The 14,971-nt window shown below is 51.4% G+C and carries 15 protein-coding genes; 8 read left to right on the plus strand and 7 right to left on the minus strand.

The genetic code is table 11. The annotated features are described in order from the left end of the window. Positions 1-6: 6 nt before the first annotated feature. Positions 7-1,002 carry a glyceraldehyde-3-phosphate dehydrogenase gene (gene gapA, locus LVQ76_RS11025; protein WP_064518118.1) on the minus strand — a complete coding sequence of 332 codons (996 nt, stop codon included), beginning with the start codon at positions 1,000-1,002 and terminating at the stop codon, positions 7-9. A gap of 346 nt (positions 1,003-1,348) precedes the next feature. On the opposite strand from gapA, the gene msrB reads away from it, so the two are divergent. Both msrB and LVQ76_RS11035 read left to right on the plus strand, forming a co-directional pair. Beyond that, positions 1,349-1,762, plus strand: coding sequence for a peptide-methionine (R)-S-oxide reductase MsrB (gene msrB, locus LVQ76_RS11030; protein ID WP_232921622.1), 414 nt, complete (start codon positions 1,349-1,351; stop codon positions 1,760-1,762). A 42-nt stretch (positions 1,763-1,804) separates the two neighbouring features. Then, the gene (locus tag LVQ76_RS11035) at positions 1,805-2,080 is read left to right on the plus strand and encodes a YeaC family protein (RefSeq protein ID WP_122974001.1); all 276 of its coding nucleotides are present in this window, start codon (positions 1,805-1,807) and stop codon (positions 2,078-2,080) included. 48 nt (positions 2,081-2,128) lie between these two features. On the opposite strand, the gene chiD is transcribed toward LVQ76_RS11035, so the two are convergent. The 4 genes from chiD to sppA form a co-directional block, all read right to left on the minus strand. Then, complete coding sequence (gene chiD, locus LVQ76_RS11040; protein ID WP_232921623.1) at positions 2,129-3,400, minus strand: chitinase ChiD; 1,272 nt, start codon at positions 3,398-3,400, stop codon at positions 2,129-2,131. A gap of 217 nt (positions 3,401-3,617) precedes the next feature. After that, entirely contained in the window at positions 3,618-4,247 is a 630-nt protein-coding gene (gene pncA / locus LVQ76_RS11045; protein WP_232921624.1) for a bifunctional nicotinamidase/pyrazinamidase, read from the minus strand. 9 nt (positions 4,248-4,256) lie between these two features. Beyond that, complete coding sequence (gene ansA, locus LVQ76_RS11050; RefSeq protein WP_232865494.1) at positions 4,257-5,273, minus strand: asparaginase; 1,017 nt, start codon at positions 5,271-5,273, stop codon at positions 4,257-4,259. A gap of 89 nt (positions 5,274-5,362) precedes the next feature. Continuing rightward, complete coding sequence (gene sppA, locus LVQ76_RS11055; RefSeq protein WP_232921625.1) at positions 5,363-7,213, minus strand: signal peptide peptidase SppA; 1,851 nt, start codon at positions 7,211-7,213, stop codon at positions 5,363-5,365. A 159-nt stretch (positions 7,214-7,372) separates the two neighbouring features. On the opposite strand from sppA, the gene LVQ76_RS11060 reads away from it, so the two are divergent. From LVQ76_RS11060 to LVQ76_RS11075, 4 genes are all read left to right on the plus strand, one after another. Beyond that, complete coding sequence (locus LVQ76_RS11060; protein ID WP_232921626.1) at positions 7,373-7,924, plus strand: NAD(P)H nitroreductase; 552 nt, start codon at positions 7,373-7,375, stop codon at positions 7,922-7,924. A gap of 118 nt (positions 7,925-8,042) precedes the next feature. Further along, positions 8,043-9,086, plus strand: coding sequence for a selenide, water dikinase SelD (gene selD / locus LVQ76_RS11065; protein WP_232921627.1), 1,044 nt, complete (start codon positions 8,043-8,045; stop codon positions 9,084-9,086). Positions 9,087-9,090: 4 nt separating this feature from the next. Next, entirely contained in the window at positions 9,091-11,079 is a 1,989-nt protein-coding gene (locus LVQ76_RS11070; protein WP_232921724.1) for a DNA topoisomerase III, read from the plus strand. Then, positions 11,045-11,287: a YnjH family protein gene (locus tag LVQ76_RS11075; protein WP_370639857.1), complete on the plus strand. Its 243-nt coding sequence runs from the start codon at positions 11,045-11,047 to the stop codon at positions 11,285-11,287. Before LVQ76_RS11070 ends, LVQ76_RS11075 begins: the two co-directional genes overlap by 35 nt. Here the strand turns inward: LVQ76_RS11075 and LVQ76_RS11080 are convergent. After that, on the minus strand, positions 11,253-11,660 hold the full coding sequence (locus LVQ76_RS11080; protein WP_232865490.1) for a pyrimidine (deoxy)nucleoside triphosphate diphosphatase: 408 nt from the start codon (positions 11,658-11,660) through the stop codon (positions 11,253-11,255). The two genes, LVQ76_RS11075 and LVQ76_RS11080, sit on opposite strands and share 35 nt — an antisense overlap. Positions 11,661-11,736: 76 nt before the next feature. Between LVQ76_RS11080 and LVQ76_RS11085 the strand changes: the two genes are divergently transcribed. Continuing rightward, positions 11,737-12,312 carry a carboxymuconolactone decarboxylase family protein gene (locus tag LVQ76_RS11085; RefSeq protein WP_232921628.1) on the plus strand — a complete coding sequence of 192 codons (576 nt, stop codon included), beginning with the start codon at positions 11,737-11,739 and terminating at the stop codon, positions 12,310-12,312. Beyond that, the gene (locus LVQ76_RS11090) at positions 12,305-12,925 is read left to right on the plus strand and encodes a CDP-alcohol phosphatidyltransferase family protein (protein ID WP_232921629.1); all 621 of its coding nucleotides are present in this window, start codon (positions 12,305-12,307) and stop codon (positions 12,923-12,925) included. The genes LVQ76_RS11085 and LVQ76_RS11090 overlap by 8 nt, the downstream gene beginning before the upstream one ends. Positions 12,926-13,619: 694 nt before the next feature. On the opposite strand, the gene LVQ76_RS11095 is transcribed toward LVQ76_RS11090, so the two are convergent. Beyond that, complete coding sequence (locus LVQ76_RS11095) at positions 13,620-14,915, minus strand: rhodanese-like domain-containing protein (RefSeq protein ID WP_232921630.1); 1,296 nt, start codon at positions 14,913-14,915, stop codon at positions 13,620-13,622. Positions 14,916-14,971: the final 56 nt, after the last annotated feature.

Here is a 14,971-nt window from a genome sequence, read left to right on the forward strand (position 1 = left end):
CTCAACTTATTTGGAGATGTGAGCGATCAGATCCAGTACTTTGTTTGAGTAGCCAGTTTCGTTGTCGTACCAGGAAACCAGTTTCACAAAGTGGTCGTTCAGTGCGATACCAGCTTTAGCATCGAACACAGAAGTACAGATTTCGCCGTTGAAATCAGTAGATACAACGTCGTCTTCGGTGTAACCCAGAACGCCTTTCATTGGGCCTTCAGAAGCCGCTTTGATTGCTTTCTTGATTTCTTCGTAAGACGCAGCTTTTTCCAGACGAACGGTCAGGTCAACTACAGACACGTTTGGAGTTGGAACGCGGAACGCCATACCAGTGATTTTGCCGTTCAGCTCTGGCAGTACAACGCCTACAGCTTTAGCAGCACCGGTAGAAGAAGGGATGATGTTCTGAGCTGCGCCGCGGCCGCCGCGCCAGTCTTTGTGAGACGGGCCATCAACAGTTTTCTGAGTAGCGGTAGTTGCGTGAACAGTGGTCATCAGGCCTTCAACGATACCGAAGTTGTCGTTGATAACTTTAGCCAGTGGAGCCAGGCAGTTAGTGGTGCAAGATGCGTTAGAAACGATATCCTGGCCAGCATATTTCTCGAAGTTAGCACCTTTAACGAACATAGGAGTGCTGTCTTTAGAAGGACCAGTCAGAACAACCTTTTTAGCGCCAGCAGTGATGTGCTTACGAGCAGTTTCGTCAGTCAGGAACAGACCAGTTGCTTCAGCAACAACGTCTACGTTGACTTCGTTCCACTTCAGGTTAGCCGGGTCACGTTCTGCGGTAACACGGATAGTTTTGCCGTTAACAACCAGGTGGCCGTCTTTGACTTCTACAGTGCCGTTGAAACGACCGTGAGTTGAGTCGTACTTCAGCATGTAAGCCATGTATTCAGCGTCTAACAGGTCGTTGATTGCAACGATCTCGATGTCAGAACGTTCCTGAGCAGCACGGAAAACAATACGGCCGATACGGCCAAAACCGTTGATACCTACTTTGATAGTCATATATTCCACCAGCTATTTGTTAGTGAATAAAAGGTTGCCTGTAAAATTACAAAAACCTTACTCAGCGTCAAGCGGAATCGTGTCAATCATTGCGACAAATCAATCCTATGGACATCATTTGAACGACTGAACCGCCTCGCGCTTCCCTTTTGGCTCTTTATCCAAATGGGGACGATGCGAGGAATTTTAAAGGACCATTCCAACAAGAATGTGACGGCGATCACAATTGACGCTGCGCCAGAAATTCAGGGCTAAGTTTAGAACAAAAAACAGCACGGTGTTGTTAATTTTTTGTTAGAATCATGCTGTTATCAGTTACAGTTCCCACTGCCCGAGATGTACGCATATGGCTAACCAATTACCTCCTGATTTATCGAAAAAAAACCTTTCTGAGATGCAGTTTTATGTCACCCAGAAGCATGGCACTGAGCCACCGTTTTCCGGGCGTCTGCTGCATAACAAACGGGATGGGGTGTATCACTGCCTGGTCTGCGACGCACCGTTGTTTATGTCAGAGTCTAAGTATGACTCAGGCTGCGGCTGGCCTAGCTTCTATGAACCAGTAAGCGACAGCGCTATTAACTACATCAAGGACTTCTCACATGGTATGGAGCGGATTGAAATCCGCTGCGGCAAATGTGAAGCCCACTTAGGCCATGTTTTCCCGGATGGCCCGCAGCCAACCGGTGAGCGTTACTGCGTGAATTCAGCCTCATTAAACTTCACCGACGACCAAAACGGTGAGCAAATCGAAGGTTGAAAAATCGATTCAGCAAATTATTCCACAGGAACTTGCCGCATGATGAACCTGGACGAGATGTTAGAAGCAATGACACCGGAAGTTTATCAACGTCTGGTGACCGCCGTTGAGCTGGGAAAATGGCCAGACGGTGTGGCATTGACGCCCGATCAAAAAGAGAACAGTTTGCAATTAGTGATGATGTGGCAGACGCGTCATAACACTGACCCGCAGCATATGACCATCGGCACTGATGGCAACATCGTGATGAAGAGTAAGCAGCAGCTTAAAGCTGAGTTCGGCATTGAGCCTGCGCCGATTATGACGGTGAAGCTGTAAACTCAAAAAACTGGGTGGCACAGTTGCCGCCCAGTTTGATTTTGAAAATTAATGCTCCGTTTTAATGCCCAAATCTTTGGCTAACTCTTTTGCCAACTGATTATTGTCATCTGCGCCATACTCCCAGAACATCGCGCCACCCAATCCTTTAGCTTTGATGTACTCCGCTTTGGCAGCCACTGAACGTGGGTTCTCATACGAGATAGCAAACAGATCTTTGCCCTCGGCCGATTTCATTGTCAGATAAGGCACTTGCGCGTCGTTATCCCAGTGCTCAGTAAAACGTTTTTGCGGATCGTTGAGCATTTTGCTCACAATATCGTTGTATTTCAGATAAGTGTCTTTCGACAGATCCAGCCCAAACGATGTAAACACGGTTTTTTCGGGTGCGCCAAAGTAGGGTTGGGTGACCGGGTTTTTAGCTGCGTCTGGTTTATCCCAGTCAATGCCTGGCTCCACTGCGCGCTTAGGTACGCGGCCATAGAAACCAATACCCAGATTTAGCTGCGCCGGTTTCATGCCCGCAGCAATGTAGTTACTCACCACATAATCAGCGCTGTACTTATCCGCTTTCGCAACTGTTGGCCAGGCTTTCGAGTCATAAAGATTCGAGTTGAAATACTGAGTGCCGTACGCCATGTCGTAGGCCATCAGGTTGATGTAATCAAGCGCTGGCGCAATGGCTTTCATATCGACCCATTCGGTCGGGCCTTTCACGTTTGCAGCCACTGCAATGGTCAGTAATTTTTGTTTGCCCAGCGCAGTACGTAACTCATTGAGCAACGAAGTGAAGTTAGCGCGATCTTCCGGCATGCTGGCTACCAGGCCCCACGCACCGTTGACCGGATATTCCCAGTCCAGATCGATACCATCCAGCCCGTATTTGGCAATAACGTCTTGTGCTGAACGGATAAACACCGCGCGGTTTTCAGGTGTTGCCGCAGCGCCTGAGAAACCACGAGCACCCCAACCCCCTACAGAAAGCAAAACTTTTAAGGAGGGATTCTGTTTACGCAGCGTAGGGATCTTTTCAAGGTCTGAGATGACTTTTGGCGAGAGCCAAATTTGATGCAGTTTTGATGCGTCTTTCAGTGCCGCGTTGGTTTCGTCTTTCTCATCGTTGTAAATCAGGCCAAATGAGTAGTTGAGGTGGGTTATCTGGCGCACATCGAGTTTATTGACATCGCCACCAGGCCCGGCAGTAACATCACCGCCACCATTGAAATAACCGACGGAGAGGTAAGAGCTTGCTTGAGCCACACCGGCACAAGCGATTTGTATTACTGCCAGCAAGGGCAGCAGTTTACGCGTGAAGACCATAGGGTAGTTCCTCTTTGACGAGCAATATCGATTAAAAGCCTGACGCAACCCAGCGGGGCGACAGGTAAAAAAACACAGCTAACATGCTGCATTAATAAACAAATTCATTATGAGAGCGCTCTCAAAAATGAGCGAGTAATAAAAGTTCAGAATGAGAGCGGAATCGAATAAAGAAAGGAGGGCGCTTTCGCGCCCAGGGGAGGCAGAGCAATAAAATTTAGTAAGTAAAATCACCCAGCGTCATCAAAGTTGCACCAGCCGCAGACATATCCTGGAACGCGCGCAGGCCATCCTGAGGATGCAAATTTACCGCACGGCAGCCATCGGTCACCACCGTGACTTCATAACCGAGCGCCAGCGCATCAAGGACTGTGAATTTCACGCAATAATCTGTCGCCAGACCAATCACTACGAGCTGTTTAATTTCATTGCGATATAGCCAGTCATCAAGCTGCGTTTTCTGGCGATGGCCGTTATCGAAAAATGCGCTGTAACTATCAATCAGTGGGTTTTCACCTTTCTGAAAAACAGCGTCTATCTCATGCGTATTTAGCAACGGATGGAGCTGTGCACCTTCGCTATTTTGCACACAGTGATCCGGCCACCAGGTTTGCCTGAGTCCCTCAAGCTTCCCTTGTGAATAAGGCTCGGTTCGCTGAATACTGGCAAAGCTCCCGTGATTGAATGGATGCCAGTCCTGGGATGCAACTACGGCATCCCCCTTCGCTTTGCAAAAGCTAATCAGCGCATTTGCTACATCTACGATGCTATCCCCGTCAGGGACAGCAAGGGCACCACCGGCACAAAAATCATTCTGTATATCAACCATCAACAAAGCACGTTTCATGGTGTCTCCTTACTCGTCTGGGGTGAGTTCACCACGCAAGTTGCGCGTCATGGCCTCGCGAATGGCCTGCACACCCAGATTCTGGCTGAGCAAATAGTGAAGCTTAGTCAACGTAGCTTCTACAGTCATATCATAGCCGCTAACCACACCTGCCTGAGCCAGTGCGTTACCCGTTGCGTAGCCACCCATATTGACTTTACCGGACATACATTGCGTCAGGTTTACAACGATAATGCCGCGTGAACAGGCTTCTTGTAACTCTCTGAGGAATGCGCCGTGCTGCGGAGCATTACCCACACCATAAGAACGCAGGATCAGCGCTTTTACCGGCTGGCGTAAAAAATTGCCGACAACGTCTGCTGAAATCCCTGGGTAAATCGTCACCACACCAATCGGCTGTGGGGTAATCGGGTGAACAATTAACTCGCCTTCGCTGTGTGGCGCGGCTGGCGTATTCAGGCGGCGAATGTGGATACCCGCTTCAAGCAACGGTGCCAGATTGGGTGAGGCAAAGGCATCAAAACCGTCGGCATGCGCCTTGGTGGTGCGGTTACCGCGATACAAACGGTTATTGAAGAATAGAGTGACTTCGTTAATTGGGAAATTGGCAGCGATGTACAAAGAGTTAAGCAGGTTAATCTGCCCATCAGAACGAAGTTCAGCCAGGGGAATTTGCGAACCAGTCACAATCACCGGCTTGCTGAGGTTTTCCAGCATGAAGGAGAGCGCCGAGGCGGTAAACGCCATGGTGTCGGTGCCATGCAGAATCACAAAACCGTCGTACTTGTCGTAATTGGCTTTAATGTCATCAGCAATGTGCTGCCAGTCTTCTGGCGTCATGTCGGAGGAGTCCATCAGTGGCTGATATTCGTGAATCGTGAAATCAGGCATTTCCTGGCGATGGAATTCTGGCATCAAAGCCAACTGGCGTTGTAAATGGCCGGAAACAGGAATGTAACCGTGCTCTGAACGCTGCATACCGATAGTACCGCCAGTATAGGCAACGTAAATGGATTTTTTTTGCATGAATAAACTCAGAGAGTTGGCGTGATTGGCCGCAGTATAGTGGGATGGGGCAAAAAAATCAGCCCGGTAAATACCGGACTGGATTTAGATTATCGTACGTCACCACAGGTGAGGCAGAAGGCGTATCGGTTTTGCGGGTCATTCATCGTGCCAAACTTATCGTTTTGCGCTTTTACCGCCAAAGCCGCATCCGCCAACGGTGCTGGCAAATATGCCTGTAATGCTTGTGGCAGCATGGCACGTACCGAACCGCTCACGCTGTTGAATACCATATCAAGCACGCTTGGCTCATCCTGCCAGAAAACCAGGTGCCAATTTTTAAGTTTTGCAAGCTCAGCGGCTTTCGCTACGGCATCATCGAAATCACCCAGGCTGTCTACCAGGCCGTTTGCTTTTGCATCCTGACCTGTCCAGACATGCCCCTGAGCGATTGCATCAATTTGCTCCGGCGTTTTCTTGCGGGAATCTGCAACCAGGTTCACAAAGCGCTTATAACCGTTCTCGATGGTCAACTGCATCATCTGTTGAACTTCCGGTGGCAGTGATTTGGTCACCGCAACATCGGCTAATGGTGAAGTCGCCACTCCATCAGTATGAACACCAATCGAATCGAGGCTGTTTTCAACGGTATTGATGACGCCAAAGATGCCAATTGATCCGGTTAACGTATTCGGGCTTGCCACGATGTAATTGGCTGGAGTTGAAATCCAGTAACCGCCGGAAGCCGCCATACCGCCCATTGAAACCACAATTGGCTTACCCGCCGCGCGTGCCGCTTCCAGCTCATCACGAATCACTTCTGATGCGGAGACGCTGCCGCCTGGGCTGTTTACGCGCAGAACAATCGATTTCACTTTCGGGTCAAGGCGCGCCTCGCGGATTTGCATTGCCGTGGTGTCACCACCAACCTGGCCTGGCGTTTCTTCGCCATCCATAATTGCGCCATTGGCGATAATGACAGCAACCGCATCGCCGGTATCAGCCGGTTTTTTCACTACATAGTCATACATACTGGTGTAGCTGAAATCTTTGTTTTCTTTGTTCCAACCAAATTGTTTCACCATGGCTTTATCGATGGTGGCGCTGCTGGCAAGTTCATCAACCAGTTTGTTATCCAGGGCATATTTCGCGGTATCGCCCCCCAGTTTTTGCAGGTTATCAAGCAGACCCTGCGCACCCGGGAACACTTCCTGCGCCGTAATCTGGCGGTTAGCTGCAATGGTGGTGAGGTAGTTTTGCCACAGCTCGCCAATCCAGCGGCTATCCGCTTCACGCGCAGCAGGTGACATATCATCACGAATAAACGGTTCCACGGCAGACTTGTAGGTGCCGACGCGGAAGATATGCGTGGAGACTTTCAGCTTATCGAGCAGCGTTTTGTAATAGAGCGAGTTGGTGGCAAAGCCGTGAAGATCCACCACGCCTTGCGGTGAGAGCCAAATTTTATTGGCAAAACTTGCCAGGTAATATTGCCCCTGGTTGTAGCTATCGCCCACGGCATAAACCGGTTTACCACTGTCACGGAATTCACGCAGTGCTTTGCCGATATATTGCATAGAAGGCTGATCGCCACCGGCAAACTCTTTCAGGTCCAGCACAATCCCGGTGATATTGCGGTCATCTTTCGCCTGGCGAATGGTATCGACCACATCAAACAGCGAGTTTTCCTGCAGGCGGTCTGAACTGGCACCCAGCAACTGGCGGCCAATCACGCCCAGTTTATTGCTGACAGAAGGCTTATCGACCACCACGCCGGTGATATCCAGCAACAACGCACCGCGTGCAGGTTCTGCTGGCGCGCTGTTAATCTGCATCCAGATCCCTACGCCAACCAGAACCAGTAACACTAAAAATAGGTTGAGAATAAATTCTCGAATAAAGTTAAGCAGACGCCAGGTCCACTTAAAAAAACCGGCAACAAATCGCCCAATGGTGCGCATGTATTCTCCGTAATATCTGGCAAGCTGCATATAACAGCTTAAGTGACCGCTATCCTAAATACCCCCAGGGCAAAAGTCAGTAGGAAATCTGCCCCGCGCTGTAACAAAATCTACGGCTGTGTTAATTTCGGCGCTAAATTTCATTGCAGGAGTTATCAAATGGATGCACTTGAACTACTTCTTAACCGTCGCAGCGCTTCCCGCCTGGCGGAACCTGCTCCAGCAGGTGAAACGCTGGAAAATATCATTCGTGCAGGTATGCGCGCACCTGATCATGGAACCTTGCAACCATGGCGCTTCATTGTCATTGAAGGCGAAGGCCGTGAGCGTTTCAGTAAGGTCATGGAAGAAGCTGCTATTGCTGAAGAGCAAGACGAAAAGGGTATCGAAAAAGCCCGTACCGCTCCGTTCCGTGCTCCTATGATTATAGCGGTCGTTGCGCATTGTGATGACAATCATAAGGTTCCGGTCTGGGAACAGGTTGTTTCTGCCGGTTGTGCGGTAATGGCAATGCAGATGGCTGCGGTTGCGCAGGGCTATAACGGCATCTGGCGTACTGGCATCTGGACTGAAAGTGAAGCCGTGCGCGACGCGCTCAAGTGCCGTGAGCAAGATGAAGTAGTGGGTTTCCTTTATCTGGGAACGCCGCAGCTTAAAGCGTCTACCACCGTCAGCGTGCCAGACACCACGCCATTTGTGCACAGATTCTAAGCAATCACGCAAAAGCTGTCTGGATTGTGACCAGCAATGGCCCAATTCAGACACTGATACTTACTACTCCCAGGCGTAAGAGTTACCATAGTGGCATTGCCAATGACAGGAGTAGTCCATGAGTGAGCAAACCGTTCGTTTGACGCAGTACAGCCACGGAGCTGGTTGCGGCTGCAAAATTTCCCCGAAAGTCCTGCAAACTATTCTGCATTCCGAGCAGGCTAAATTTGTCGACCCTAACTTGCTGGTCGGAAACGAAACCAGTGATGACGCTGCGGTTTACGATCTGGGCAACGGCACTTGTGTCATCAGCACCACCGACTTCTTTATGCCGATCGTCGACGATCCGTTCGACTTTGGGCGCATTGCTGCCACCAACGCGATTAGCGACATATACGCGATGGGCGGCAAACCGATTATGGCTATCGCTATTCTCGGCTGGCCGATTAACACTCTTGCACCTGAAATTGCCCGCAAAGTGATCGAAGGCGGGCGTTTTGTTTGCCAACAAGCCGGTATTTCTTTGGCTGGCGGTCACTCTATCGACGCACCAGAACCTATCTTTGGCCTTGCCGTCACCGGCATTGTGCCAACCGACCGCGTGAAGAAAAACAGCTCCGCCACCGCAGGCTGCAAACTGTTCCTCACCAAGCCGCTCGGCATTGGCGTGTTGACCACTGCCGAGAAAAAATCCCTACTCAAACCTGAACATTACGGCCTTGCCGCAGAAGTGATGTGCCAGCTTAACAAGCCAGGTGCGGAATTTGCCGACATTGAAGGCGTTAACGCCATGACCGATGTCACCGGCTTTGGCCTGCTGGGTCACCTCAGCGAAATGTGCCAGGGCGCAGGCGTTCAGGCCGAAGTGTGGTTTGATAAAGTGCCGAAATTACCTGATGTTGAAGATTACATCGCGCAGGGCTGTGTTCCTGGTGGTACTTCCCGCAACTTCGCAAGCTACGGTTATCTGATGGGCGAAATGACCCAGGCACAGCGTGATCTACTCTGCGACCCGCAAACCTCCGGCGGTTTGTTGTTAGCTGTTGAAGCCGACGCAGAAGACGCGGTTGCCGCCGTTGCCGAAAGAAATGGCATCAAACTGACTGCTATTGGTGAGCTAAAAACCGCCCGCGCAGGCCGCCCGATGATTGAGATTCGTTAGTCTGATGCGTCTGTTTATTGCCGAGAAACCCAGCCTCGCTCGCGCTATTGCTGATGTGCTCCCAAAACCCCATCGTCGTGGCGATGGGTTCATTGAGTGTGGGAATGGGCAAGTGGTGACCTGGTGTATCGGTCACCTACTGGAACAGGCTCAGCCGGATGCTTACGACGCGAAATACGCGCGCTGGAACCTCGCCGACCTGCCGATCGTGCCGGAAAAATGGCAGTTGCAGCCGCGTCCATCAGTCACCAAACAGCTCAACGCCATCAAAAAACTACTCGTCCAGGCTGACGAAGTGGTTCATGCGGGTGACCCGGATCGCGAAGGGCAGTTGCTGGTGGATGAAGTTCTCGACTATCTCGACCTGGCACCGGCAAAGCGCCAGCAGGTTCAACGCTGCCTGATAAACGACCTCAACCCGCAGGCCGTTGAACGGGCTATCAGCCGTCTGCGTGCGAACAGCGAATTTATACCCTTGTGTGTTTCCGCACTCGCCCGTGCGCGTGCCGACTGGCTTTACGGCATTAACATGACCCGCGCCTACACCATTCTTGGGCGCAACGCCGGTTATCAGGGCGTGCTTTCGGTTGGGCGCGTACAAACGCCGGTGCTTGGGCTGGTGGTGCGTCGCGATGAAGAAATCGAGAATTTCATCGCAAAAGATTTCTTTGAAGTGAAAGCGCATATCGTCACGCCTGCCGATGAGCGTTTTATCGCCACCTGGATCCCCAGCGAATCTTGCGAACCGTATCAAGATGAAGAAGGGCGCTTGCTTCATCGTCCGCTAGCCGAACATGTGGTCAACCGCATCGGCGGGCAACCAGCTATTGTCACTGCCTATAATGATAAACGGGAATCAGAAGTCGCTCCGCTGCCGTTCTCGCTCTCGAGTCTACAAATCGAGGCAGCAAAGCGTTTTGGGCTAAGTGCGCAGAACGTGCTGGATATCTGCCAGAAACTCTACGAAACCCACAAACTGATTACTTATCCGCGCTCGGATAGCCGCTACTTACCGGATGAGCATTTTGCCGGGCGTCACGCAGTACTGAATGCGATTAGTGTGCATCAGCCCGATCTATTCCCGCAGCCTGCGCTGAATACCGACCTGCGTAACCGCTGCTGGGATGACAAAAAAGTCGATGCTCACCACGCAATCATTCCTACTGCACGTAGCTCCAAAATTTCGCTCTCTGAAAATGAAGCTAAAGTTTACAACCTGATTGCCCGACAATACTTAATGCAGTTCTGTGCCGATGCAGTGTTCCGCAAATGCACCATTGATCTCGATATCGCAGGCGGCAAGTTCAATGCCAAAGCGCGTTTCCTCGCCGAAGCCGGTTGGCGCACGCTGCTTGGCGGCAAAGAACGCGATGAAGAGAACGATGGTACACCGCTTCCGGTGGTGGCCAAGGGTGATGAACTGCTGTGTGAAAAAGGCGAGGTGAATGAACGCCAGACCCAACCACCGCGCCACTTCACTGACGCAACATTGCTTTCAGCCATGACCGGGATCGCTCGTTTTGTGCAGGATAAAGATCTGAAAAAGATCCTGCGCGCCACAGATGGACTGGGCACTGAAGCGACCCGCGCCGGGATCATTGAGCTTTTGTTTAAGCGAACGTTTCTGGTCAAAAAAGGCCGCTATATTCATTCATCGGATGCCGGACGAGCGTTAATTCACTCGCTCCCGGAACTGGCCGCAAGGCCGGATATGACGGCTCAATGGGAATCAACGCTGACGCAAATCAGCGAGAAGCAGTGCCGTTATCAGGACTTCATGCAGCCGTTGGTACAAACGCTGTATGACCTGATTCACCAGGCTCGAACCAAGCCGGTTCATCATGCTTTCAAAGGTGTTAAAGCGCTTGACGAGCAGAAAAAATCGCGTAAGCAATGGGCGAAAAAAGAGGGAAGTGATAATGCAACTAAGAAGCCTGCTCGCCGCCGCCGTAGCGCTGATGGCGACTCTGCCAGTGATGGCGCAGCGTCTTGATCCGCAGGTAGATATCTCGGTGCCGCCGGAAGTGTTCAGCACTCAGGGGCAGCGTGCTGCACCCTGTAACCAATGCTGCATTTATCAGGATCAAAACTATTCTGAAGGGGCTGTGGTGAAAGCTGATGGAGGCGTATTGCTGCAATGCCAGCGAGATGAAAAAACGCTTAGCACTAACCCTTTAGTTTGGCGTCGCGTAAAGACATAAACGCTTCAAGTAACGGAATATCTGCCGGGGCGAGATCATAATCAAATGCCTCGGCAGGTAAACACCAGGCCAGTTCGCTATGGCAAAGTGCTGTTAGCTCCCCGCTAAATTCGCTTACATGCCACGCATGTAAATGAACGATCCTTCCTGATACTTCACGCTTATGGCTGGCAATATAATCGCCCACTAACGCTTCAATCATTAACTCTTCTTTCAGTTCCCGCACCAACGCCTGAGGTTGAGATTCCCCCGCATCGACTTTGCCACCGGGAAACTCCCATAAACCTGCTTGATCGCCGCCTTGCGGCCGACGAGCGAGTAGAATCTTGTCGTTGTGCTCAATGATTGCCGCCACAACATCAATGGTTTTCATGATACCAATCCGTTCTTTGTCTATGGGCGTGGCATAATACGCGCCACCAAAGATTATCTGAAGATCTTCCCGAATTATGATTAAAAACAGCTCTCCATGGGTGACGCCGCTTAAAAAATTGCCTGCCAGTTTGCGGCCTATTATCTCAATGCAGGAAAAGCACTTCGGTGCGGTGCTGAACCCTACACGTTGGTGGGGGCGTTTTCCTTATCTATTCTGGCTGGTGGCTTTGTTTGTTGGGTTTCTTGAAAGACGCCGCTCTGGTATCGACCCGGTGGTGCGCTCGCTGGTGATGACCCGTGTTTCCCAGCAGTGCTGTTGTGAATTCTGTATTGATGCCAATAGCTTACGGCTGGCTGAACGCAGTGGTTCGATGGACAAAGTGCTGGCGGTGGCTAACTGGCGTGAAGAAACATTGTTTTCAGCCAAGGAGCAGGTTGCGTTGGCCTATGCTGACGCCATGACCGCAACACCTCCGCAAATCAGTGATGCGCTAAAAGCCGAACTGAAAACGCATTACGATGAGAAAACCATCACCGAATTAACCGCGCTAATTGCTTTTCAAAACCTATCTGCACGCTTTAATGCCGCGCTGGATATTCCGGCGCAAGGGTTATGTGTGAGCGAACCAGGGAAAAAGCCGAATGTTTGATAGCTACCTTCATCCGCGCATAAAACCTTCACTAGAACGCCTGGCAGCCAAACTGGACAAAAGTGTCATCACCCCAGATGGGCTGACGATGTTTGGTTTTGCCATCGGAGTACTGGCTCTACCTTTCCTTGCACTGCAATGGTATGGCGCAGCGCTCGTTGCCATCGTCCTCAATCGACTGTTCGATGGATTAGATGGCGCACTGGCGAGACGGCGCGGCTTGACTGATGCTGGTGGTTTTCTCGATATCGCCCTGGATTTTCTGTTTTACGCGCTGGTGCCCTTTGGTTTTATTCTTGCCGACCCTGCACAAAATGCGCTGGCGGGCGGCTGGTTGCTGTTCGCGTTTATTGGCACCGGCAGTAGTTTTCTTGCTTTTGCTGCAGTGGCGCAAAAACACCAGCTTGATAACCCAGGCTATGCGCATAAATCGTTTTACTATCTGGGCGGGTTGACCGAAGGCACAGAGACAATTGCATTATTTGTGTTGAGTTGCCTGTTTCCACAGTGGTTTGTCTGGTTCGCGTGGGTGTTTGGTGCGCTGTGTTGGATGACGACGTTTACGCGGGTGTGGAGTGGGTATGAGACGTTGCGGAGGGTGGGTAAGCGTTAGCGTCGTCCACTGTTAACTTGTTGAATATTTTGGAACCGTGGTTTTCCGTTCACCTGAAAGATCGCCGATCCTATATAACTCTGCGAACGGTGAACGTGCCATGGGGATAACGACATCCCCCTGGCGACCCCGTCGTCCGGCAAATCAATCGCCGCAAGCGGTAAACCTCCATTTTGCCTCCGTGTCAGGGTCGGTTGCGATTCGTTCCAGACGATCGCGCCCTCCAGCCGTTCCCGACGGCTGGACCCTGCCACCTGGAGTCAAAATGAAGGCGATTGAAGCCGGAACCAAAGGTCAACGTCAAAACCAAAAGATAGCACCGAGCCAGTTTTGACCTTGTTCCCGGCTTCAATCGTGCCGTTTTTTACCCTTCAGTCGGGGTCACGTGGCCGGGAGCCACGTGAGAGAGCGATCGTCGGACAAAAATGTCAGGAACATTTTTGAACAACGCTTGCGTTGGCCACGAAGTGGTTAGGCACAGGGATGTGCCGAATAAACGAGTCGCGAACGACCGCGAATGTTGGGTGAAAAACGGTGTTTACCGCAAAGCGGCGATTGATTTGCCGGGCGCCAGGATTGCCAAGGAGAGGGCGTTCTCTCCTTGGCACGTTCACCGTGCACTGGAATTTATGGGAGCGAATAACTTACAGGTGAACGGAAAATCACCGTCCTACTATATGGGCAAAAACGGAGCCTATTCCGGCTTCCGCTCCCCACTCACAACCGGGTTCTTCGGATTACTGCTCCACTCATACCAGCCACCGTCGTACACGCCCACATTCTGCCAACCCATCGCACGGGCATACATGAAGGTTTCTGATGCGCGCCAGCCGGTGCCGCAATAGAACGCCACGTGCTGATCCGGCGTAATGTTCCAGCTTTTCCACATTGCTGCGATGTCATCAGCAGAACGCATGGTGCCGTCCGGGTTATGGAAATCTTCCATATGGGTGGAGTCTGAACCTGCATGACCCCATCGCGCCCCGGCAATTTCACCTTTTGGCTTGATGTAGCTATAGCCGCTGGTAGTGCCGATAAATTCTGGCCATGAACGGATACTTACCAAAGAAGCATCTTTACGGCCGAGCAGCCCGCGAGCCTGTTCTGTATCAAGCATCAGCTGTGGCTGGCCCGGGATTGGCGCTCCAAAGTCTGCCGCAGGTTTAACGTCACTCGGTAAGCCGCGTTCCACAGGCAGTTTGGCGTCAGACCAGCTCTGCCAGCCGCCATCCAGCAGGCGAACATCTTTCACGCCCGCATACAGCATGATTTGTGCGACACGTGCCGCAGCATAAACATCGCGCCCGTAGAGAACAACGGTCGTGTCGTGGCGGATACCGTGTTTTGCCAGCATCGCTTTAAGCTTGTCGTCAGAAACTTTGTTCCATAACGGCTCACTTTCCACCTCATTGGTGTCGATGTAATCCGCGCCCGGAATATGGCTCAGCAAATACTGCTTAGGCGCGCCCCAGGCGGCTTCGATGATTTTAACTTCGCCCGCGGGCTTCGCCGCAACGGGTTTGTTCTGCATCAGGTTATGCAGCCACTGTGGGTAAACGAGCTGCTCGAAGTGCGCCATTTTCTGCAAACGCGCAGGCTGTTGCAAAGCATCGGAGAGCAGCGCGATATGCGAGTAGCCCAGCTTAGCCAGGCGTTCTTTTACCGCTGTTGTCTCAGTGCTTTGACCATACAGCGCAATCAGGCTGTCTGGTGCGATGCTGTGTTGCTTTGCCCACAGTTGCAGTTGCTCATCGTTCATCATACCTAACCAACTGGCAGACAAATTCAGTGCAGCAGGTTCATGCCCACCCACACCATGAACGGTTTGTGGCCAGCCGTTATAAAAGGCACTTGGACGTGTATCGATTACCACGCCTTTTTGCGCCTGAAGATTGGAGAAAGTCATCTGAGAAGGCTGACCTGCGGCGAAAGCCATATGCGCCAACCCGGATAACATCAAGGCGGCGGTTAGTTGAGAAACACGTTTCATCTTATAACCTGAAAAGAAGAGAAAAAAGAGCCGCTATTCTTGCCGAATAACGGCGG

The sequence above is a fragment of the Buttiauxella cochleicola genome (assembly GCF_021283185.1).
Classification (GTDB): Bacteria; Pseudomonadota; Gammaproteobacteria; order Enterobacterales; family Enterobacteriaceae; genus Buttiauxella; species Buttiauxella massiliensis.

Coding starts and splice junctions, on each gene's coding strand:
- gapA (WP_064518118.1), bottom strand. CDS start 1,002: ATGACTATCAAAGTAGGTATCAACGGTTTTGGCCGTATCGGCCGTATT.
- msrB (WP_232921622.1), top strand. CDS start 1,349: ATGGCTAACCAATTACCTCCTGATTTATCGAAAAAAAACCTTTCTGAG.
- LVQ76_RS11035 (WP_122974001.1), top strand. CDS start 1,805: ATGAACCTGGACGAGATGTTAGAAGCAATGACACCGGAAGTTTATCAA.
- chiD (WP_232921623.1), bottom strand. CDS start 3,400: ATGGTCTTCACGCGTAAACTGCTGCCCTTGCTGGCAGTAATACAAATC.
- pncA (WP_232921624.1), bottom strand. CDS start 4,247: ATGAAACGTGCTTTGTTGATGGTTGATATACAGAATGATTTTTGTGCC.
- ansA (WP_232865494.1), bottom strand. CDS start 5,273: ATGCAAAAAAAATCCATTTACGTTGCCTATACTGGCGGTACTATCGGT.
- sppA (WP_232921625.1), bottom strand. CDS start 7,213: ATGCGCACCATTGGGCGATTTGTTGCCGGTTTTTTTAAGTGGACCTGG.
- LVQ76_RS11060 (WP_232921626.1), top strand. CDS start 7,373: ATGGATGCACTTGAACTACTTCTTAACCGTCGCAGCGCTTCCCGCCTG.
- selD (WP_232921627.1), top strand. CDS start 8,043: ATGAGTGAGCAAACCGTTCGTTTGACGCAGTACAGCCACGGAGCTGGT.
- LVQ76_RS11070 (WP_232921724.1), top strand. CDS start 9,091: ATGCGTCTGTTTATTGCCGAGAAACCCAGCCTCGCTCGCGCTATTGCT.
- LVQ76_RS11075 (WP_370639857.1), top strand. CDS start 11,045: ATGGCGACTCTGCCAGTGATGGCGCAGCGTCTTGATCCGCAGGTAGAT.
- LVQ76_RS11080 (WP_232865490.1), bottom strand. CDS start 11,660: ATGAAAACCATTGATGTTGTGGCGGCAATCATTGAGCACAACGACAAG.
- LVQ76_RS11085 (WP_232921628.1), top strand. CDS start 11,737: ATGATTAAAAACAGCTCTCCATGGGTGACGCCGCTTAAAAAATTGCCT.
- LVQ76_RS11090 (WP_232921629.1), top strand. CDS start 12,305: ATGTTTGATAGCTACCTTCATCCGCGCATAAAACCTTCACTAGAACGC.
- LVQ76_RS11095 (WP_232921630.1), bottom strand. CDS start 14,915: ATGAAACGTGTTTCTCAACTAACCGCCGCCTTGATGTTATCCGGGTTG.